We start from the raw sequence: 18,641 nt of genomic DNA, 5'->3' as shown, positions 1-18,641 counted from the left end.
CGGCAAGCCTTACGGCTTGGACTTGTAGACCTCGATCATGGAGGCGAGCAGCTTCAGCGCCTCCTCCTTCGGCCGCTGGAAGGCGTTGCGGCCGACGATCGAGCCGTTGCCGCCGCCGGCGTGGATCGCGCGCACCTCGTCGAGCAGCGCATCGGCGCCCTTCGCCTCGCCGCCCGAGAAGACCACCAGGCGGCGGCCGTTGAAGCAGGACTGCACCACGTGGCTGATGCGCTTCGCGAGATCGGATCCGTCGATCTTGCGCTCGACATAGACCTTCTTCGCGGCGTCGAGCGACAGCGCGTCGGTCGGCGGCTTCACCTTGATGATGTGGGCGCCGAGAAGCGCCGCCATGTGCGCGGCGTAGGCGCAGATGTCGAAGGCGGTCTCGCCGGCCTTGTCGAGCATCGGGCCGCGCGGATAGGACCACACGACGACGGCGAGGCCGGCCGCCTTGGCCTCCTCGGCGAGCTCGCGCAGTTCCTCCATCATCTCGAACTGGTATTCGGAAGACGGGTAGATGGTGAAGCCGATCGCCGAGCAGCCGAGGCGCAGCGCATCGGAGACGGAGCCCGTCACGGCCTGGTCCTTGGTGGTGGACAGGCTGTTCGACGAATTCACCTTGAGGATCGTCGGGATCGAGCCGGCGAAGGTTGCGGCGCCGGCCTCGATCATGCCGAGCGGCGCGGCATAGGCGTTGAGGCCCGCCTCGATCGCCAGCTCGAAGTGGTAGTGCGGGTCATAGGCCGCCGGGTTCGGCGCGAAGGAACGGGCCGGGCCGTGCTCGAAGCCCTGGTCCACGGGCAGGATCACCATGCGGCCGGTGCCGCCGAGCTTCCCCTCCATCAGGATGCGGGCGAGGTTGGCCTTCGTCCCGGGATTGTCGCTCTCGTACCAGGAGAGGATTTCCTTCACGCGGCGGGTCAGCTTCATCGTGGCGTCCTTCCTTCGGGGCCCTAGGTCCAGCGCCGCGCGCGATAGCGCAGGCGCCGCGCCCTGTCACGGGGCCGGGGGTGTGCCGCCTTCCTGTGGCGCTTCCATGGCGAGCCAGGCGCGCAATCGCGCGAGGTCGTCGCGGCGGCCGAGATCGAGCCGGCCGAGATCGAGGCTGCGCGGACGTCCGGGCCAGATCTCGGCGCCGGCCTCGGCCGCCGCCGCGGCAACGGCGGGAAAGGCGGGACAGGCCCCGTCCAGCACCAGCAGACGCACCCCGGCGCGCAGCGCGGCCAGCGCCGTGCCCGCCGCGCCGCCGCAGTCGAGTGCGGCCCGCTGGGGCACGCCGGGATGCCGCCGCGCCGCCTCGGCCACCACTTCGAGGAACCATGCCGGCCCGGCGAAGCCCGCCGCGCCGGGGGCGGAGAGCAGCAGCACGCCGCGTGGTCCCGCGGCGGAGAGCGCGGCCTCGGCTTGCGCGAGCCCATGCACGGTCACCGCCGGCAAGCCGATGCTGATACGCGCTGTCACCGTTGACCCCGAGGGCCCTCTCTGCCAAGGCTTCTGGTAGCCACGCGACCCTTCGCGCGGCAAGGGGCGGGGAGTTCCCAGGGGGCTGATGAGCGAGGCGGTGGACCCGGTGGCGCAGGCGGCCTCGCGGCTCGAGGCAGCGGTGGAGCGCCTGGCGCGCGCGGCGGCGAACCGCCCCGTCTTGGTGCCGGCCGGCGGCGAAGGCGAGGCCCCGGCGCAGGGCGCCGACCTCGCCAAGGTCGCGGCGCTGGCCGCACGGCTGGACGAGACCATCGCCCGGCTGCGCGGCGTGCTCGGCGAGGAAGGCTGATGGCCCAGGTCACCGTCCGGGTGGGCGGCTATTCCCACCCCGTTGCCTGCCAGGACGGGCAGGAACGCCACCTGACCAACATGGCCGCCGAGGTCGACAAGCGCATCGGCGCGCTCAAGGCCATGGGCATGCAGTTCGGCGAGACGCGCATGCTGCTGCTCGCCGCGCTGCAACTCGCGGACGAGGCTTCCGACCTGCAGTCCGAGAACGACTCGCTGAAGGCCGGCGGCGCGGTGGCGGCACCGCGGCCGGCCGCGCCCGTGCCCGACTTCGCCCTGGCCGAGCGGCTGAACCGCCTCGCGGAGGCGATCGAGGGCATTGCCGCGGCCCTGGAGGGGGCCTAGATACCAATCGCGGGGCTGCCCGGCGCGCCAGGCACTTCATCCCCGGGGCCAATGCACATCCTCCGGGAGCTGGCTCTGCCCGGGCCGTGGTTCGGGTATCTGGCGCCCACCTGCGAAAGCAGGCCTTGGGAGGATGAGACGCCAGCGGCCATGGTGGCTCCGCACGGTTTTCTTTTTTCTTTGCCTCAAGCGCCGGCGCCGGCATCCGCCGGCTTGGCTTACGCGCCGTGCACTGGTGCGTGGGCGACGGCGGTCGGTCCGGGCGCGGTCGCGCCGTGCGCTTCCGGCCCGAGGCCCTGCCTCGGGCCGGGAGTTTTTGATGCCTCAGGCGCCGGCATGCGTCGCCGGCGTGGCTTGCGCGCTGTACACTGGTCGATGGGCGGTCGGGCGCGGTCGCGCATTCTCGTCCGCCACGGCGCACCGGGCCGCCGGTCGCGCCTTTCCTCTTTTCCGCCGGATGCGGTGATCGCCCGCCATGAACGATGACGGCAACGCTCCCTATTGCGACGTGCTTCTGGCCGAGGTGAAGGCGGAGGCGCGGCGCGTCGCGCTCGCACGCCGCGCGGCGATCGACCCGGCCGGGGCGGGGGAGGCACTCGCGGCCGTCGTCCTGCGCGACTGCCCGCCGCCGCCGCAGGCCCTCGTCTCCGCCTTCTGGCCCATGGGGCCGGAAATCGACGTGCGGCCGCTGTTGCACGCCCTGCATGCACGCGGGCAACCCCTGTGCCTGCCGGTCACGCCGAAGCGCGGCCAGAGGCTGCGCTTCCGTCGCTGGGCGCCGGGCGATCCGCTCGCGCATGGGCCGATGGGCACGCGCCAGCCGAAGCACGGCGAGGAGGTGACGCCGGATTGGCTGTTCGTCCCGCTGCTCGCCTTCGACAGCGCGGGCCGGCGGCTCGGCTACGGCGGCGGCTATTACGACCGCACGCTCGCGGCTCTGCCCGGCGCGGTCGCGATCGGCGTTGCCTATGCGGCACAGGAAGTGCCGGACCCGCCCGGCGTGCCGGCCGGCCCGACGGATGTCCGGTTGAAGCGCGTGGCAACGGAGAAGGGCGTGGTGGACTGCGTGGGGTCGGCGTGAGGCTCCTGTTCCTGGGCGATATCGTCGGCCGTGCCGGCCGCGATGCTGTGGAGGCGGCCCTGCCCGGGCTGCGGCGGGACCTCGCGCTCGACCTCGTGGTGGTCAATGCGGAGAACGCCTCGCATGGCTTCGGGCTGTCTCCCGACATGGCGCGCGCGCTGTTCGCCGCCGGGGCGGATGTGCTGACGCTCGGCAACCACGCCTGGGACCGCAAGGAAATCGTCCCCTACATCGAGGAGGAGGCGCGCCTGATCCGCCCGCTCAACTACGCCCCCGGCACGCCGGGGCGCGGGGTTGCGGTGGTGCCTGTGCCGGGCGGCCGCCGCGCCCTGGTGGTGCAGGCCATGGGGCGGCTGTTCATGGAACCGCTCGACGACCCTTTCCGGGCGGTGCAGGCGGAACTCGCGAAGCACAGCCTCGGCGCCCAGGGCAGCGTTCAGGCGGTGGTGGTGGACATCCACGCGGAAGCCACCTCGGAAAAGCAGGCCATGGCCCATTCCTTCGACGGGCGCGCCAGCCTGGTGGTCGGGACGCATACCCATGTGCCGAGCGCGGATCATCGCATCCTGCCCGGCGGCACCGCTTTCCAGACCGATGCCGGCATGTGCGGCGACTACGACAGCGTCATCGGCATGCAGAAGGGCGGCGCCTCGCTGCGCTTCTGGCGCAAGGTGCCGTCCGAACGCCTGGCGCCGGCGGAAGGCGCGGCGACGATCTGCGGATTGTTCGTCGAAACCGAGGACGCTACGGGGCTCGCGCGCCGGGTGGCGCCGCTGCGCATCGGGGGCGGGCTGTCGCAGGCGATGCCGGAGGTCTGACGAAGGGGCGGCGCCCCAGCCGCGCGAACGTCCGGCGCGGATGATCGGAGAGGGGCTCTGCCCCTTTCCGGTCGCGTCATCGCCGTCCGTTCGCGCGTACGGCGCAACGCCCCTCCCGGCATCCTCCTCAGCAGCCATTCCCGCCGGCGGCGCGCAGCACATGCAGCATCGCCGCGCCGTGGGCGCGCGCGGCAAGGCGTTCATAGCCCGCCAGGTCGAGCGCTTCGTCCTCGGCGGTCTCGGCGACGATGATCGCGCCCGGGGCGATCCAGCCGGCCTTCTCGAGCGCCGCGATGGCGCGCAGCACCAATCCCTTGCGGTAGGGCGGGTCGAGGAAGACCAGGCCGCACGGCACCCTGGCATGCGGCGGCCGCGTCGCATCGGCGGCGAGCACCGCCGTGCGCGGCTCCTCGCCGCAGGCGGCGATGTTGGCGCGCAGCGCGGCGAGCGCGGCGCGGCCGGTTTCGAGGAAGGTGCAGTGATCCGCCCCGCGCGACAATGCCTCCAGCCCCAGCGCGCCGGTGCCGGCGAAGGCGTCCAGCACGAGCTGGTCCTGGATGGTGGTGCGCCCGCCCCAGGGCGCGTGCCACAGCATGTCGAACAGCGCCTGGCGTACGCGGTCCGCGGTGGGTCGCGTGGCGTCCCCGGGCGGCGCCGCGAGGGTGCGGCCCCGGTGGCGGCCGGCGATGATCCTCATGTCGCGGCGGCCGCACCAAGGCCGCGGAGCAGCAGGGCGGTGATGCGCGCCAGCTCCTCCGTCGCGGCCCGTTCCTCGCCGCTGCCGGCCACCAGGTCGGGATGGTGGAAGCGCATCGTCGCGGAGAGCACGGCGCGGGCGTCGGCCTCGGGGTCGGTGACGGCGGGCAGGGTGCCGTCGCCGCGGCCCTCGGCGAGGATCCGCGCCACCTGCGCGACCAGGGCCGCGAGATGGGCGGCGATCACCTCCGGGCTCTCGGAGGCGACGCGATGGAAGCCCGCGAACATCTCCGGATCCTCGAGCACCTTGCGGCGCTTGATGGCCGCCAGCGCCGCGAGCCATTCGCGCAGCCGCGCCGGCGGCGGCGCATTCCCCGCGGCGATGGCGGCGAGCGGCGCGGTGACGCCGGAGAGCCATTCCTCCGCCACCGCCGCGCGCAGCGCCTGCTTGCTCGGGAAGTGGCGATAGACGTTGCCGTGACTCATGCCGAGCCGCTTCGCGACATCGAGCACGGTCAGCTTGTCCGGCCCGTGCCGCCGCAGCAGCGCCGCGGCGGCGTCGAGGATGCGGGAACGCGTGTCGGCCGCCGGGAGGTCCATGCACCTCCTATGCAGCGGCGACGCGCTCGCTGTCGAGCATGGCCATCTGGTCGGGCGCGTAGCGGGCACCGGCCACCGCGCCGTCAGGGACGGCCGCCTCGAAGGCGGCGATCGCCTCCGCCGGGAGGTGGAGGGAGAGCGTCGCCAGGGCCTCGGCCAGCCGATCCGGGCGCCTGGCGCCGACCAGCGGCAGGATGTCGGCGCCGCGCGACAGCACCCAGGCGATCGCCGCCTGCGCCGGGGTGGCGCCGAAGCGTGCGGCGGCAGCGGCGAGGGCAGCCGCGAGCGCCTCGTTGCGCGCGAGGTTCGCGGCCTCGAAGCGCGGCGAGTGCGCGCGGAAATCGCCCGCGCCGCTCGGCCGGCTGCCGCCGATCAGCCCGCGGCCGAGCACGCCATAGGCGGTGACGGGGATGCCGCCTTCGCGGCAGAGGGCGAGCACGCCATTCGCCTCGATGCTGCGCGAGAGCAGGCCGTATTCGATCTGCAGCGCGGCGACCGGCGTCACCGCATGGGCGCGGGCGATGCTCGCCGGGCCGGCCTCGGACAGGCCGAAATGCCGCACCCAGCCGGCGCGGATCAGGTCGCCGACGGTGCCGGCCACCTCCTCGATCGGCACGTCGGCGGGCACGCGCGCCGGCATGTAGAGATCGACATGGTCGGTGCCGAGGCGCTTCAGCGTCATGGCGAGGAAGTTGCGGATCGAGGCCGGCCGCGCATCGAAGCCGACGAAGCCGCCGGCGGGGTCGCGCAGCGCGCCGAACTTCACCGCGACGAAGGCGCGGTCGCGCCGGCCGGCCAGCGCGCGGCCGAGCAGCGTCTCGTTGTGGCCCGAGCCGTAGAAGTCGCCGGTGTCGACATAGGTCACGCCCGCGTCCAGCGCGGCGTGGATGGTGGCGATCGAGGTCGCTTCGTCGGCCGGGCCGTAGAAATCGCTCATGCCCATGCAGCCGAGGCCGAGCGGGAGATGGTCGCGGCCGCCGAGACGGCGGGGGAGGGGGGAGGACATGTCAGGGCATCTCCGGTTGCGGTGGCCGGAGAATGGGATCGCACATGACGAATGACAATATACGATTTTTGTAATCGCTGCGATGTTACTCGTCGCGCGACCGGCGCCCTTCGCGTCCGCGCACCGGGCGGCGCGGTCCCATGGCCGCATTGCGGGCACGCGGCGCGCGGCGCGGACCCTCGGCAGGGGCTTCGGCGATCGGGGCCAGCACTGCCTCGCGCAGCCGCTTCGGCGCATCGAGGCCGAGCTGGTCGCGCAGCACCTTGGCGTTCACTTCCTCGACCGCGCCCCGCGGCAGGGCACCGAGCTGGAAGGGGCCATAGGCGGTGCGGATCAGCCGCGTCACCTCGAGCCCGAGATGCGCCATCACGCGGCGCACCTCGCGGTTCTTGCCTTCCTTGATCGACACGGTCAGCCAGGCATTGGTGCCCTGGCGCGCATCGAGTCCGGCCTCGATCGGGCCGTACTGCACGCCATCGACCGTCACGCCGCGGGCGAGCGCGGCGAGCGCCTTCTCGTCCACCCGCCCGTGCACGCGCACGCGGTAGCGTCGCAGCCAGCCGTTGGAGGGCAGTTCCAGCTTGCGGGCGAGCTCGCCGTCATTGGTCAGCAGCAGCAGGCCTTCGCTGGTGAGGTCGAGCCGGCCGACCGAGACCAGGCGCGGCAGGCCGGGCGGCAGCTTCTCGAACACCGTGGGCCGGCCTTCCGGGTCGCGATGCGTCGTCACCAGGCCGGTGGGCTTGTGGTAGCGGAACAGCCGCGTGCGCTCGGGGGCCGCGACCTGCTTGCCGTCCACGGTCACGTGGTCGCCGGGGGTGATGAAGGTGGCGGGCGTCTCCACCACCTTGCCGCCGAGCTTCACGCGGCCCTCGGCGATCAGCTTCTCCGCGTCGCGGCGGGAGGCGACACCGGCGCGCGCCAGCCACTTGGCGATGCGCTCGCCGCGCTGGCCGCCGGCGGCATCGTCCTCGGGGTCCTCGGTCACCGGCAGGCATCCACGAAGGCGGCGAAGATCGCCGGGTCGCGGGGATCGACCGCGTATTCCGGGTGCCACTGCACGCCGAGGGCGAAGCGGTGGCCGGGATGCTCGACGCCCTCCACCACGCCATCGGGTGCGGTCGCGTTCACCACGGCGCCGGCGCCGGGGGTGGCGACCGCCTGGTGGTGGGCGGAATTCACCGCCATGCGCTGCGTGCCGACGATGCGCGCGAGCAGCGTGCCGGCGGCGATCGCCACCTCATGCCCCGGCTCGGTGCGCGGATTGGGCTGCTCATGGGGCAGGGCGGCGGCGATCTCGTCCGGGATGTGCTGGATCAGCGTGCCGCCGAAGGCGACGGCGAGAAGTTGCTGCCCGCCGCAGATGCCGAGCACCGGCTTGTCGCGCGCCAGCGCCGCGCGTGTCGCCGCCAGCTCGAAATCGGTGCGGCCGGGCTTGAGCGTCACCTTGGGATGCGGCGCGCCGCCGCCCCAGAGGGCAGGATCGACATCGAAGGCGCCGCCGGTCACCAGCAGGCCATCGACCTCATCGAGGTAGGTGTCGGCGAGTTCCGGGTGATGCGGCAGCGCGACCGGCAGGCCGCCCGCGGCGATGACGGCGGCGAAGTAGTTCTGCCGCAGCGCGTACCAGGGCAGCTTCGACCAGCCGCCGGCCGGTTCCGAATCGAGGGTGACGCCGATGAGGGGACGTGCGCGCATGATTCAGTCGTAGCCACGCCGCCGTGGCCGGAGCAAGCGAGAGGACTGGCGCGCAGGGCGCGGCAATGCAAATGATCCTCACATGACCCGGTTCGGCGAGCGGCGCGGCTATCACCACGGCAACCTGCGAGAGGCCCTGGTCGAGGCCGCGGTCGCGCTGATCGGCGAGCACGGCCCGGCCGGCTTCACCGTGGCCGAGGCGGCGCGCCTCGCCGGCGTCTCCCCCGGCGCGCCCTACCGCCATTTCCGCGATGCCGAGGCGCTGCTCGCCGAAGTCGCGCTGCGTGGCTTCGAGCGTTTCACGGAAGCGCTGACGCGCGCCTGGAACGACGGCCGGCCGGACCCGTCGACGGCCTATGAGGCGCTGGGCCGCGCCTATCTCGATTTCGCGCGGCGCGAGCCCGCCTACTACGCGGCGATGTTCGAGACCCGCATCGCGCCCGAGGCGCATCCCGGCCTGCTGGTCGCCGGGGACCGCGCCTTCGGCGTGCTGCGGGAGGCAACGGAACGGCTGATCTCGCGCCTGCCGGAAGGCAAGCGCCCGCCGGCGCTGATGGTGGCGCTGCATGTCTGGTCGATGTCGCACGGCATCGCCTCGCTGTTCTGCCGGCCGGACCGTTCGCGGCGGAAGCTGCCCATGGCGCCCGAGGAACTGCTGGAGGCCGGGCTGCTCATCTACATGCAGAGCCTGGGTCTTGTCGGGGGGCGCTGAGAGTCCGTTTGGAAACGCGCCGCGCGGCGCGTTTCCGGCACCGGTCCGCACCCCCACCCGGCCACCCATTCCAGGATACTGACGTGGGTGGCCGGGTGGGGGTGCGGGCCGGTGCCGGACTTTCCAAACGGGCGCTGAGGAATCGCCGTCGGGTTGCCGATTTTCCTTGACCCGGGCCGGTGCGATCGTGGATGTAAATGTCACTTGCATTCACATGAGGAGAGCAATGTCCGCCACCGCTTCCCCCCAGGCCTACGGCTATCCCCCGCGTCGCGAGGGCGGGTGGCACGGCGCCCCCTCCGGCCCCGGATCCTGCGTCGGCTGGAGCCCCTGGAACGCGCCCAAGCCGCTGATGATCGCGGCCATGGTGCTCGCCTTCATCCTGTTCTGGCCGATCGGCCTGGCGATCCTGTTCTTCATGATCGGCAGCGGGCGGATCGGGCGGCGCTGGGCCCGGCGCTACGGCATGGGGCCGGGCGGCGGCGCGCCGATGGGCGATGGCGGCTGGGGCCGCTGGTGCCGCGACGAGCAGCCCTCCTCGGGCAACGCCGCCTTCGACGAATATCGCGTCGAGACGCTGCGCCGGCTGGAGGAGGAGCAGAAGGACTTCGCCGCCTTCCTCGAAAGGCTGCGCTTCGCCAAGGACCGCGCCGAGTTCGAGCAGTTCATGGCCGACCGCCGGCAGCGGCCGCCCGCCCCGCCGGAACCGCAGCCGCAGGGCTGACCCGGCCCGACCGCCGCCCGACCGCCGCCCGGCTGGTTTCCAGCCGGGCGGATTCCGTTCTACGCCCCGTTCCATGACCCCGATCGAGATCGCCCTCGAGGAAGCCGCCGCCGCTGCCGCGCGCGGGGAGGTGCCGGTCGGCGCCGTCGTCACCGATGAGCAGGGCCAGGTCCTCGCCCGCGCCGGCAACGAGGTGGAGGCCCGCCACGACGCCGCCGCCCATGCCGAGATGCTGGTGCTACGGGAGGCCGCCGCGCGGCTCGGTTCCCCGCGGCTGACCGGCTGCACCCTGACCGTCACGCTCGAACCCTGCCCGATGTGCGCCCAGGCGGCGTCCTTCTTCCGCGTCCGCCGCATCGTCTTCGGTGCCTACGACCCCAAGGGCGGCGGGGTTGACCATGGTGCGCGGATCTTCGCCGCCTCCTCCTGCCATCATGTCCCGGAGGTGGTGGGCGGTGTGCGGGAGCAGGATTGCGCCGCGCTGCTGCGTCACTTCTTCGCCGGGCGGCGTTGACCTGCCGGGGCGAATGACTCTTCATCGCCGCCGCATATCGACGGAGCGGAGCCCATGCGCGAGGTGAACGGCAGCGAACTGCTCAATGGCAGCGACCACGAGTTCGTCGTGAACCTCTACACCGTCATCCTGAACCGCTGGCCGGACGAGGAGGGCTACCGCCACCACCTCGAGAAGGTGGAGAACCGGCCGGACATCCGCCGCCAGATGATCCGTGCCGTGGCGAACAGCCCGGAGGGCAAGTCGCTCGGCGTGGTGCTGCGGTTCGACGACGAGGAGGCGCCGGCCGGCGCGACTGGCTCCGCGGCTGATCCGGTGGCGGCGACGGCGCCCGTTGCGGCCACGGACCCCGGCGAGGCCGCGCTGCCTGCCGCGGCCGAGGCGCAGGCATCCGCGCCGGTGCCGAAACCGGTGGTGGGGGAACTGGCCGCCGTGCTCGGCCGGCTTAAGGAGGGCCTCGGTGCCATGGGCCCGGGCGAGCTCGCCAATGCGCAGCGTCTGCTGACGGAAACCCTCGCCGTGGTGTCGACGCACCGGACGCAGCGGCTCGAGGCGCGGCTGTCGCGGCTGGAAAAGCGCCTGGGCGGCTGAGTCCGGGGCGGGGAGGACGAACGGTGGATCTGGGGTTCGGCGGGCGGCGGGTGCTGGTGGTCGGCGCCTCGGCGGGGATCGGCTTCGCCGCGGCGCGCATGATGGCGGCGGAGGGGGCGGAGGTGCTGATCGCCTCCCGCGATCCGGCGGGCATCGCCGCGGCGGCGGATCGCATCGCGGCGGAGACCGGCCGCCGCCCCGCGACGGCGACGGCCGACATCACGCAGGAAGGCGCGGCCGAGGCGCTGCTGGCCGAGGCCGTCGCGCGCTGGGGTGCGCTGGATGCGCTGGTGGATGCGGTGGGCGGGTCGATCCGCTCGGGCTTCGAGGCGCTGACGGATGCGGACTGGCTGGGGAACTACAGCTTCAACGTGCTGTCCGCGGTACGCGTGGTGCGCGCCGCGCTGCCGTTGCTGCGGGCGGGGCGGGGGCCTTCGATCGTGCTGCTGGGGGCGGCGGCGTCGCGCATGCCCTATCCGAACCAGATCGTTTCCAACGTGCACAAGGCGGGGCTGCTGGGGCTGGTGAAGACCCTCGCCGGCGAATACGCGGCGGAGGGCATCCGGGTGAACTGCGTCGCACCCGGACGGACGCTGACCAGGCTGTGGCAGCAGCGGGCGGAGAAGCTGGCCGCCGAGCGCGGTGTCGCGGTCGAGGAGGTGATCGCGGAATTCGCCCACGAGATCCCGCTCGGGCGCTTCGCGACGGCGGAGGAAGTGGCGGTGATGGTCGCCTGGCTGTCGAGCCCGCTGGCGGCCTATGTGACCGGGCAGACGGTGAATGTCGACGGGGGCATCGCGCGGGGGTTGCTGTAAGGTCGGGGGAGGGGAACCTCCCCCGATCCCCCTCCCTTTTCTGGAAGCTGGGAACTGACTTCGGCTGTCATACCAGCGGCACGAGTTCTTGACTCGTGCCGAGGCCGCGAAAGCGGCCCGGCGTCCGAGGGCTCGAAAAGCCTCATGCCAGCGGTCGCGAATAGCGGCCGTTGGCATCAGTCCCCAAGTGCCAAAGAAGGTTGAGGGGGGTACGGGGGGAGAAGTTCCCCCCCGCCTTTCAATACATCGTCTGCTTCAGCCGTTCCGGCGCATCCCGGTCATACGCCGTGGCGTCGAGCTCCCCGTCCCCACGATGCGACGCGATGAGCTGCCCCATCGTCGGCAGCCCGTCGGGCCTGGCCTTCCCGTCCCACAGCCGCGATCGCATGATCGACTTGGCGCATTGCATGAAGAGCTCGGTCACGGTGACGACGAGCACCGTGGTGGGCGCCTTGCCGCGTTCCACGAAGCGGGCGCAGAGCGCCGGGTCCGCGGTGATGCGCGCGGTGCCGTGCACGCGCAGCACCTCGGACGCGCCGGGGACGAAGAAGATCACCGAGACGCGCGGATCCTCGAGGATGTCGCGCAGCCCGTCGAGGCGGTTGTTGCCGCGCCGGTCGGGGATGATGAGCGTCCCGTCCGGCTCGACCGCGACGAAGCCTGGTGCGTCGCCCCGTGGCGTTGCGTGCACGCCGCGCGCCCCGACGGTCGAGAGGATGCAGAAGGGGGAGGCGGCGATCCAGGCGCGCGCCGTCGCCTCGATGCGGTGCGCGACCTTCTTGACGGCGCCGTCCAGGGCCTCCCCGTAGAGGGCACGGAGCTGGGACTCGGTGGTGACGGCGAAGGCGTCGGAGGTGGGGGCTTGGGTGTCCATGGCCGGTATCCTGGCCCGTTGCGGCGGCCCTGCGCCAGCCCCGCGCTTGGCTTCCGGCCGCGCCCCCCGGTATAAGCACCGCCCATTCCACGACCCCCGGTTTCGAGAGAGAGACGGCCATGGCCGGCCATTCGCACGCCAAGAATGTCATGCACCGCAAGGCGACCCAGGGGGCGAAGCGCGCCAAGGCCTTCGGCAAGCTGATCCGGGAGATCACGGTCTCGGCCAAGCAGGGCCTGCCCGACCCGGCCATGAACCCGCGGCTGCGCGCGGCCGTGAAGGCCGCGCTGGTGGCCAACATGACGAGGGACACGATCGACCGGGCGATCAAGCGCGCCAGCACCGCCGGGCAGGGCGAGGACTACCAGGAGGTGCGCTACGAGGGTTACGGCCCGCACGGCATCGCCATCATCGTCGAGGCGCTGACCGACAACCGCAACCGTACCGGCGGCGACCTGCGCTCGATCTTCAACAAGAGCGGCGGGGCGCTGGGCGAGACGAATTCGGTCGCCTTCCAGTTCGAGCGCAAGGGCGTGCTGCGCTATCCCGCCGCGACGGGGAGCGCCGACGCCATGCTGGAAGCGGCGATCGAGGCCGGTGCCGAGGATGTCGAATCCGACGGGGAAGGGCATGAGGTGTCGTGCTCCGTCGAGGATTTCGCCGCCGTGCGCGACGCGCTGGAAGCGAAGTTCGGCGAGGCGCAGGCCGCGAAGCTCGAATGGTGGCCGTCCACCACCATCGACCTCGACGAGGAGAAGGCGCGCGAGGTGCTGAAGCTGGTCGACGCGCTCGACGACCACGACGACGTGCAGACCGTCTACGCGAATTTCGAGGTGGACGAGGCGGCGGCGGAGCGGCTTTCGGCGGCGTGACGGCCGGCCGGACCGCACGGAGCGAGGTGGAGGGCGCCATGGCAGATGAGCCGGGAATGCTTCTGTTCTCCTACGGCACGCTGCAGATCGAGGGCGTGCAGCTTTCATCCTTCGGCCGGCTGCTTGTCGGCGAATCCGATGCGTTGCCCTTCCACCGTACCGACATGGTCGAGATCACCGACCCGGAGGTGCTGCGCGTCCGCGGCGAGCGCTTCCATCCGGTCGTCGTCCCCTCTGATACCGGCCAGCCTTACGGCTGACCCGGTATCAGAGTCCTGGTTTCGCGCGCGGCCGCCCCACCAGCCCCGCGCGCCAGGGTGACGCCTCGCGCCCGTCATCCGCGGGCCTCAATTCGGCTGGCGCTGCGCCTCCCGCAGCGCGAGAAAGCCGATGCGCTGCACGCCATGCCGTTCGATGAATGCGCGCAGCGCCGGATCGACGAGGGCTGCCGCATCGGCGATCCGCAGTGCCGCAAAGGCGGCGCCGTATCCGTGCAGTTCCTCCCCATCCAGGGCCGGGTGTGCGAAGATCTCGGTGACGCCCGGCGGCAAGGTCGGCAGGGCCTCGCGCAGCGTGGGGCCGGCGGGCGTCGGCCAGGCGCAGAGCATGCGCTCGTTGAACAGGATGCCGCGCGCCGCGGCCCTTTCGCGCGCGCCGAAGCCCTGCTGCGCAGTATCCTCGGCCGCAGCCATGCGCACCGGCAGCCGGAAGCGTGCCGCCAGGTCGAGATAGACGGCGAAGAGGTCCGCGCGGTCCTGCATGACGCCCATATGCGCGTCGAGATGCGTGACATCGACGCCCCAGGACAGCGCCGTCTCGATCTGCGCGAGGCATTCCGCGCGTGCGTCCTCGGCGGCGAGGCGTCCGAGCGCCTCCGCCGCGCTGCGCGGCAGGAAGCCATCCGCATCGTGCAGCGACGCGCCGCGCGTCAGCCCGCGCCAGCGATAGCCCTCGTACTCGCTGGTCAGCGTCAGATGCACGCCGATCGGGAAGCCCCGGCAGAGCCGCACGGCCTCCGGCGCCCAGGGGCAGGGGACCATCAGCGTCGCATCGGTCGCGATCCCCTGCGACAGCGCGCGATGCGTCGCGAGGTTCGCCGCGTGGCTGGAACCGAGATCGTCGCAGTTCACGATCAGGAGGCGTGCCTCGCGATCGAAGCCCAGCCGCTGCGCCAATTCGGACCCCGCCATGTCCCCATCCCCGGCCCGTTGCGCAGGCGATGCTACAGGCGCGCCGCGGGGGTAGCCATGGTGCGCCCTGTCGGACCGGCGCTCCCCTGGTCTGCTATGAAGGCGCGCCATGCGGTCCCACCCGATTCGCATCCTCGGCCTCGACCCCGGCCTCCAGCACACCGGCTGGGGGCTGATCGAGCATGACGGCTTCCGGCTGCGCTTCGTGGCCGAGGGCGTGGTGTCGACCTCGGCCGCCGAGGACCTGCCCGATCGGCTGCTGGCGCTGCATCGCGGCCTTGCCGCGGTGATCGAGCTGCATGCGCCCGAGGAAGCCGCGGTCGAGAACACCTATGTCGCGCGCAACCCGGACAGCGCGCTGAAGCTCGGCCAGGCGCGCGGCGTGGTGGTGCTGGCCCCGGCGCTCGCGGGCCTCGCGGTGGCACAATACGGCGCGATGGAAGTGAAGCGTGCCGTGGTCGGCAACGGCCATGCGGCGAAGGAACAGGTGCAGGCGATGGTGAAGCACCTGCTGCCGGGCGTGACCTTCAGGCGGGCGGATGCGGCGGATGCGCTGGCGGTGGCGATCTGCCATGCGCATCACCGGCAGTCGCGGCGGGCTCTCGCGCGGGGATACCAGCCGGCATGATGGCGCATCGGTTCCCCGGCGGGACCCCGCTCCTCCGGACCACCTCGCCAAAGGCCCGGGGCCTGTGGAATGCCGGTAGCTGGCGCCTCGCGCCGCTGTCCGGGCAGGTGCCTGCAGGTCTTCTGGCGCGCCGCCTGCGATGCCAGGAACCAAGTGATGGTTTCCAAAGGCCCTGCGGCCTTTGGCGGGGTGGTCCGGAGGGGCAGGGCCCCTCCGGTGGAGCGCCCGCCCGATGATCGGCCAGCTCAAGGGCCGCGTGGACTCCACGCACGAAGGCGGCTGCATCTTCGACGTGAACGGCGTCGGCTATCTGCTCGCCTGTTCGCGCAAGACGCTCGACGCGCTGGCGGGCCGCGAGGGCATCCAGCGCCTGCTGGTCGAAACCCGCGTCAGCCAGGACGCCATCACCCTCTATGGCTTCGCCGACGCCGCCGAGCGCGAGGCGTTCCGCGCGCTGATCGAGGTCAAGACCGTCGGCCCGCAGAAGGCGCTGATCGTGTTGTCCTCGCTGACCCCGGACGGCCTCGCGCGCGCCATTGCCGGCAAGGAGCGCAAGCGGCTGTCGGAGGTGAAGGGCCTCGGCGCCGCGACCGCGAACCGCATCGTCGACGAACCCGCGATGCAGAAATGGGCCGTCGGCCGCGCCACGCCGGAGGCGGACGGGGAGGGCGCGCTGCCCGCCATGGCCCCCGAGGGCGGCGCCGAGGCGGATGCCGTCTCGGCCCTGGTCAACCTCGGCTGGAAGCAGCCCCAGGCCGCGACCGCCATCGCCCGCGCGGCAAAGCGCCTGGGTGAGGGTGCGACGCTCGATGCGCTGATCCGCGACGGGCTGAAGGAGATGGCGAGATGAGCGGGCGGTCCGCCGCCGGCGGCACGAACGGCGAGCGCCTGACCGACCCGGAGCGGCAGGAGGACGACTACGGCGAGCACGCGCTGCGGCCGCAGACCCTCGGCGACTTCACCGGGCAGCAGTCGCTGCGGGAGAACCTGGCGGTCTTCATCGCCGCCGCCCGCGGCCGCGGCGAGCCGATGGACCACGTGCTGTTCCACGGCCCGCCGGGCCTCGGCAAGACGACGCTGGCGCAGATCGTCGCGCGCGAGCTCGGCGTCGGCTTCCGCGCGACCTCCGGCCCGGTGTTGCAGCGTTCCGGCGACCTGGCGGCGATCCTGACCAACCTGCAGCCGCGCGACGTGCTGTTCGTCGACGAGATCCACCGCCTGCAGCCGGCGATCGAGGAGACCCTCTATCCCGCGATGGAGGATTTCTGCCTCGACCTCATCATCGGCGAGGGCCCGGCGGCGCGCACCGTGCGCATCGACATCCCGCCCTTCACGCTGATCGGCGCGACCACGCGCGCCGGCCTGCTGGCCACGCCCTTGCGCGACCGCTTCGGCATCCCGCTGCGGCTGGTCTTCTACACGGCCGAGGAACTGCACGGCATCGTGACGCGCGGGGCGAGGAAGCTCGGCTTCGCGCTGTCCGAGGACGGCGCGATGGAGATCGCCAAGCGGTCGCGCGGCACGCCGCGCATCGCCGGGCGCCTGCTGCGCCGCGTGCGCGACTTCGCGATGGTGGAAAAGCGCACCGCCGACCGCGCCATGGCGGATGCCGCGCTGAAGCGGCTGGAGGTCGACGAGCTCGGCCTCGACGCCATGGACCGCCGCTACCTCCGCCGCATCGCCGAACACCATGGCGGCGGGCCGGTCGGCATCGAGACGCTCGCCGCGGCGCTGGCCGAAGGGCGCGACACGCTGGAGGAGGTGGTCGAGCCCTACCTCATCCAGGAAGGGCTGGTGCTGCGCACGCCGCGGGGGCGGATGCTGGGCGAGCGCGGCTGGCGCCACCTCGGACTCGCGCCGCCGGCCTCGATGGTGGCGCAGCTCGACCTGTTGCGGGACACGGATTCGTGAGCGAAAACACGCCGGATTCGGGCGATCGCATCCATCGCCACAACCTGCGGGTGTATTTCGAGGATACCGATGCGGGCGGTATGGCGTATCACGCCCGATATCTGCACTGGGCGGAACGCGCGCGGACAGAATCCTTGCGCGCCATCGGGTTGCCACACAATCTGATGATAGAACGTCATCGCGCCTTGCTCGTGGTGCGGCGCGTCGAAGTGGAGTATTGGCGGCCCGCCCGCCTGGATGACTCGGTGGTCGTGGAGACCGCCATCCTGCGGGTGACCGGCGCCCAGATCCTGCTTGACCAGACCGTCCGTACGGCGGAAGGGGCGGCGGGCATTCCGGGCGAACGGCTTGCAGGGCTCAGGATCGGGCTCGTCTGCGTGGGGCAGGACACGTTGAAGCCGGTGCCGCTGCCGGAACCCTGGCGGTCGGTGCTGAAGGGCCTGGTCCTGCCGCAGGCGGCGGGCTGAGCCCCGGATGATGGTTGCAGGCGGCTGAGGCCGCGGAGGCCCGCGCGCGGGCCAGGAAGGAGATACGGCGTGGACGGCACGGTGACCGCTCAGGCGCTCGGACAAGCGGCTCATGACCTCTCGCTCTGGGGGCTGTTCCTCCAGGCGGACTGGATCGTGAAAGGCGTCATGCTCGGGTTGCTCGGCGCCAGCATCTGGGTCTGGGCCATCGTCTTCGACAAGGTGACGAGCATCCGCCGCGCCAACCGCGCCGCGGACGCCTTCGAGGACCGTTTCTGGTCCGGCGGCAGCCTCGACGACCTCTATGCGCGGGAAGGGGAGGACCCCTCCCACCCGCTCGCCGCCGTGTTCGGCGCGGCGATGCGCGAATGGCGGCGCAGCGCGGGCAACGGCGCGCTGCTCGGCGGCGCCAAGGAACGCGTCGAGCGCGCGATGTCGGTGACCATCGGGCGGGAGATGGAACGGCTCGAGCGCTGGATGGTCTTCCTCGCCTCGGTCGGTTCGGTCGCCCCCTTCATCGGCCTGTTCGGCACGGTGTGGGGCATCATGAACTCCTTCGCCGCCATCGCCGGCATGCAGAACACCAACCTCGCGGTGGTCGCGCCGGGCATCGCGGAGGCGCTCTTCGCCACGGCGATCGGCCTGGTGGCCGCCATCCCGGCGGTGCTGGCCTACAACAAGATCAACACCGACCTGGCGCGCCTGGCCGGGCGGATGGAGGCCTTCGCGACCGAATTCGCCGCGATCCTCTCCCGCCAGACCGAGGTCGCGGCGAACGACACGGCCACTCCGGCCGCCACCGCGGCGGAGTAGGACCATGGCCGCACCGCTCGCCGGGGGGCGCAACGGGCGATCCCGCTACCGGCCGATGGCCGAGATCAACGTCACGCCGATGGTCGACGTGATGCTCGTGCTGCTGATCATCTTCATGGTGGCGGCGCCGCTGATGACGGTCGGCGTGCCGGTGGACCTGCCGCGCACCGCCGCCGCGCCGCTGAACCAGGAAACCGAGCCGCTGACCATCACGGTCAACCCGGAAGGCCGCGTCTTCCTGCAGGAAACCGAGGTGCCGATGGAGGAGCTGGTGCCGCGGCTCCAGGCCATCATGCGCAACCAGCCGCAGGGTGCGCCGGAGCGGCGCATCTTCGTGCGCGGCGACCGGACCATCGCCTATGGCCGCATCATGGAGGTGATGGGCACCATCGCCGGCGCCGGCTTCACCCGCGTGGCGCTGCTCGCCGAACAGCCCGGCGGGCAGCCCGCCTCCCGGCCCGGCCCGGCGCCGGCCGCCCCGGCGCGCGCGCCGGCCCGGCCGGCCGGCCAGCCGCGCGG

General features: G+C 72.3%; 26 protein-coding genes and 1 other RNA gene. 18 read left to right on the top strand and 9 right to left on the bottom strand.

All coding sequences use genetic code 11. From position 1 onward, the window contains the following. Positions 1 to 9: 9 nt before the first annotated feature. Together GXW74_RS24650 and GXW74_RS24645 are read right to left on the bottom strand one after the other, a co-directional pair. Positions 10 to 930, bottom strand: a complete 921-nt coding sequence (locus tag GXW74_RS24650) for a class I fructose-bisphosphate aldolase (RefSeq protein WP_211849249.1) — start codon at positions 928 to 930, stop codon at positions 10 to 12. 66 nt (positions 931 to 996) lie between these two features. Next, complete coding sequence (locus tag GXW74_RS24645) at positions 997 to 1,461, bottom strand: hypothetical protein (protein WP_211849248.1); 465 nt, start codon at positions 1,459 to 1,461, stop codon at positions 997 to 999. 88 nt (positions 1,462 to 1,549) lie between these two features. Between GXW74_RS24645 and GXW74_RS24640 the strand changes: the two genes are divergently transcribed. The 5 genes from GXW74_RS24640 (at position 1,550) to GXW74_RS24620 (ending at position 4,014) form a co-directional block, all read left to right on the top strand. Next, positions 1,550 to 1,771 carry a hypothetical protein gene (locus GXW74_RS24640; protein WP_211849247.1) on the top strand — a complete coding sequence of 74 codons (222 nt, stop codon included), beginning with the start codon at positions 1,550 to 1,552 and terminating at the stop codon, positions 1,769 to 1,771. Next, positions 1,771 to 2,115 carry a cell division protein ZapA gene (locus tag GXW74_RS24635; RefSeq protein ID WP_211849246.1) on the top strand — a complete coding sequence of 115 codons (345 nt, stop codon included), beginning with the start codon at positions 1,771 to 1,773 and terminating at the stop codon, positions 2,113 to 2,115. The genes GXW74_RS24640 and GXW74_RS24635 overlap by 1 nt, the downstream gene beginning before the upstream one ends. A gap of 9 nt (positions 2,116 to 2,124) precedes the next feature. Further along, a non-coding RNA gene (gene ssrS / locus GXW74_RS24630) (6S RNA) lies at positions 2,125 to 2,279 on the top strand. Between the two features lie 311 nt (positions 2,280 to 2,590). Then, positions 2,591 to 3,196, top strand: a complete 606-nt coding sequence (locus GXW74_RS24625; protein WP_211849245.1) for a 5-formyltetrahydrofolate cyclo-ligase — start codon at positions 2,591 to 2,593, stop codon at positions 3,194 to 3,196. Then, positions 3,193 to 4,014, top strand: coding sequence for a TIGR00282 family metallophosphoesterase (locus tag GXW74_RS24620; RefSeq protein ID WP_211849244.1), 822 nt, complete (start codon positions 3,193 to 3,195; stop codon positions 4,012 to 4,014). The genes GXW74_RS24625 and GXW74_RS24620 overlap by 4 nt, the downstream gene beginning before the upstream one ends. A gap of 127 nt (positions 4,015 to 4,141) precedes the next feature. Here GXW74_RS24620 and rsmD read toward each other — a convergent pair whose 3' ends face one another. From rsmD to GXW74_RS24595, 5 genes are all read right to left on the bottom strand, one after another. Next, entirely contained in the window at positions 4,142 to 4,711 is a 570-nt protein-coding gene (rsmD, locus tag GXW74_RS24615) for a 16S rRNA (guanine(966)-N(2))-methyltransferase RsmD (protein ID WP_211849243.1), read from the bottom strand. Continuing rightward, complete coding sequence (locus tag GXW74_RS24610; protein WP_211849242.1) at positions 4,708 to 5,310, bottom strand: TetR/AcrR family transcriptional regulator; 603 nt, start codon at positions 5,308 to 5,310, stop codon at positions 4,708 to 4,710. Before GXW74_RS24610 ends, rsmD begins: the two co-directional genes overlap by 4 nt. A gap of 7 nt (positions 5,311 to 5,317) precedes the next feature. Beyond that, positions 5,318 to 6,316: an aldo/keto reductase gene (locus GXW74_RS24605; RefSeq protein ID WP_211849241.1), complete on the bottom strand. Its 999-nt coding sequence runs from the start codon at positions 6,314 to 6,316 to the stop codon at positions 5,318 to 5,320. Between the two features lie 85 nt (positions 6,317 to 6,401). After that, positions 6,402 to 7,301 (bottom strand): pseudouridine synthase, encoded by a 900-nt coding sequence (locus tag GXW74_RS24600; protein WP_211849240.1) that lies wholly within the window; start codon positions 7,299 to 7,301, stop codon positions 6,402 to 6,404. Beyond that, a complete protein-coding gene (locus GXW74_RS24595; RefSeq protein WP_211849239.1) occupies positions 7,298 to 8,011 on the bottom strand; it encodes a gamma-glutamyl-gamma-aminobutyrate hydrolase family protein in 714 nt (237 codons plus the stop codon). Before GXW74_RS24595 ends, GXW74_RS24600 begins: the two co-directional genes overlap by 4 nt. Positions 8,012 to 8,093: 82 nt before the next feature. On the opposite strand from GXW74_RS24595, the gene GXW74_RS24590 reads away from it, so the two are divergent. The 5 genes from GXW74_RS24590 to GXW74_RS24570 all read left to right on the top strand — a co-directional run bounded on the left by GXW74_RS24590 (position 8,094) and on the right by GXW74_RS24570 (position 11,367). After that, positions 8,094 to 8,723 carry a TetR/AcrR family transcriptional regulator gene (locus tag GXW74_RS24590; protein WP_211849238.1) on the top strand — a complete coding sequence of 210 codons (630 nt, stop codon included), beginning with the start codon at positions 8,094 to 8,096 and terminating at the stop codon, positions 8,721 to 8,723. Positions 8,724 to 8,949: 226 nt separating this feature from the next. After that, positions 8,950 to 9,447 (top strand): DUF2852 domain-containing protein, encoded by a 498-nt coding sequence (locus tag GXW74_RS24585; protein WP_211849237.1) that lies wholly within the window; start codon positions 8,950 to 8,952, stop codon positions 9,445 to 9,447. A 73-nt stretch (positions 9,448 to 9,520) separates the two neighbouring features. Continuing rightward, positions 9,521 to 9,961: a nucleoside deaminase gene (locus tag GXW74_RS24580; protein WP_211849236.1), complete on the top strand. Its 441-nt coding sequence runs from the start codon at positions 9,521 to 9,523 to the stop codon at positions 9,959 to 9,961. A gap of 54 nt (positions 9,962 to 10,015) precedes the next feature. Beyond that, on the top strand, positions 10,016 to 10,552 hold the full coding sequence (locus GXW74_RS24575; RefSeq protein ID WP_211849235.1) for a DUF4214 domain-containing protein: 537 nt from the start codon (positions 10,016 to 10,018) through the stop codon (positions 10,550 to 10,552). Positions 10,553 to 10,575: 23 nt separating this feature from the next. Then, positions 10,576 to 11,367, top strand: a complete 792-nt coding sequence (locus GXW74_RS24570) for an SDR family oxidoreductase (protein ID WP_211849234.1) — start codon at positions 10,576 to 10,578, stop codon at positions 11,365 to 11,367. A gap of 238 nt (positions 11,368 to 11,605) precedes the next feature. Here the strand turns inward: GXW74_RS24570 and GXW74_RS24565 are convergent, their stop codons facing one another. Further along, positions 11,606 to 12,241 carry an MSMEG_1061 family FMN-dependent PPOX-type flavoprotein gene (locus tag GXW74_RS24565; protein WP_211849233.1) on the bottom strand — a complete coding sequence of 212 codons (636 nt, stop codon included), beginning with the start codon at positions 12,239 to 12,241 and terminating at the stop codon, positions 11,606 to 11,608. A gap of 119 nt (positions 12,242 to 12,360) precedes the next feature. Here GXW74_RS24565 and GXW74_RS24560 point away from each other — a divergent pair, with 119 nt between their 5' ends. Then, a complete protein-coding gene (locus GXW74_RS24560; RefSeq protein WP_211849232.1) occupies positions 12,361 to 13,113 on the top strand; it encodes a YebC/PmpR family DNA-binding transcriptional regulator in 753 nt (250 codons plus the stop codon). 56 nt (positions 13,114 to 13,169) lie between these two features. Beyond that, complete coding sequence (locus tag GXW74_RS24555; protein WP_246524066.1) at positions 13,170 to 13,373, top strand: hypothetical protein; 204 nt, start codon at positions 13,170 to 13,172, stop codon at positions 13,371 to 13,373. A gap of 87 nt (positions 13,374 to 13,460) precedes the next feature. Here the strand turns inward: GXW74_RS24555 and GXW74_RS24550 are convergent, their stop codons facing one another. After that, positions 13,461 to 14,303: a ChbG/HpnK family deacetylase gene (locus GXW74_RS24550; RefSeq protein ID WP_211849231.1), complete on the bottom strand. Its 843-nt coding sequence runs from the start codon at positions 14,301 to 14,303 to the stop codon at positions 13,461 to 13,463. A 109-nt stretch (positions 14,304 to 14,412) separates the two neighbouring features. Between GXW74_RS24550 and ruvC the strand changes: the two genes are divergently transcribed. The 6 genes from ruvC to tolR all read left to right on the top strand — a co-directional run. After that, positions 14,413 to 14,931: a crossover junction endodeoxyribonuclease RuvC gene (gene ruvC / locus GXW74_RS24545; protein ID WP_211849230.1), complete on the top strand. Its 519-nt coding sequence runs from the start codon at positions 14,413 to 14,415 to the stop codon at positions 14,929 to 14,931. Between the two features lie 232 nt (positions 14,932 to 15,163). Then, on the top strand, positions 15,164 to 15,781 hold the full coding sequence (gene ruvA, locus GXW74_RS24540) for a Holliday junction branch migration protein RuvA (protein ID WP_211849229.1): 618 nt from the start codon (positions 15,164 to 15,166) through the stop codon (positions 15,779 to 15,781). Then, a complete protein-coding gene (gene ruvB, locus GXW74_RS24535) occupies positions 15,778 to 16,842 on the top strand; it encodes a Holliday junction branch migration DNA helicase RuvB (RefSeq protein WP_211849228.1) in 1,065 nt (354 codons plus the stop codon). Before ruvA ends, ruvB begins: the two co-directional genes overlap by 4 nt. Next, positions 16,839 to 17,309, top strand: a complete 471-nt coding sequence (locus tag GXW74_RS24530; protein ID WP_338148325.1) for a YbgC/FadM family acyl-CoA thioesterase — start codon at positions 16,839 to 16,841, stop codon at positions 17,307 to 17,309. The genes ruvB and GXW74_RS24530 overlap by 4 nt, the downstream gene beginning before the upstream one ends. A 69-nt stretch (positions 17,310 to 17,378) precedes the next feature. After that, positions 17,379 to 18,122, top strand: a complete 744-nt coding sequence (gene tolQ, locus GXW74_RS24525) for a protein TolQ (RefSeq protein ID WP_211849227.1) — start codon at positions 17,379 to 17,381, stop codon at positions 18,120 to 18,122. A gap of 4 nt (positions 18,123 to 18,126) precedes the next feature. Beyond that, positions 18,127 to 18,641 (top strand): protein TolR (gene tolR / locus GXW74_RS24520; protein ID WP_211849226.1); only part of this gene is annotated, 515 nt, incomplete at its 3' end.

The sequence above is a fragment of the Neoroseomonas eburnea genome (assembly GCF_018129005.1).
GTDB classification, from domain to species: domain Bacteria; phylum Pseudomonadota; class Alphaproteobacteria; order Acetobacterales; family Acetobacteraceae; genus Neoroseomonas; species Neoroseomonas eburnea.
This window is presented reverse-complemented; position numbering and strand designations above follow the sequence as displayed.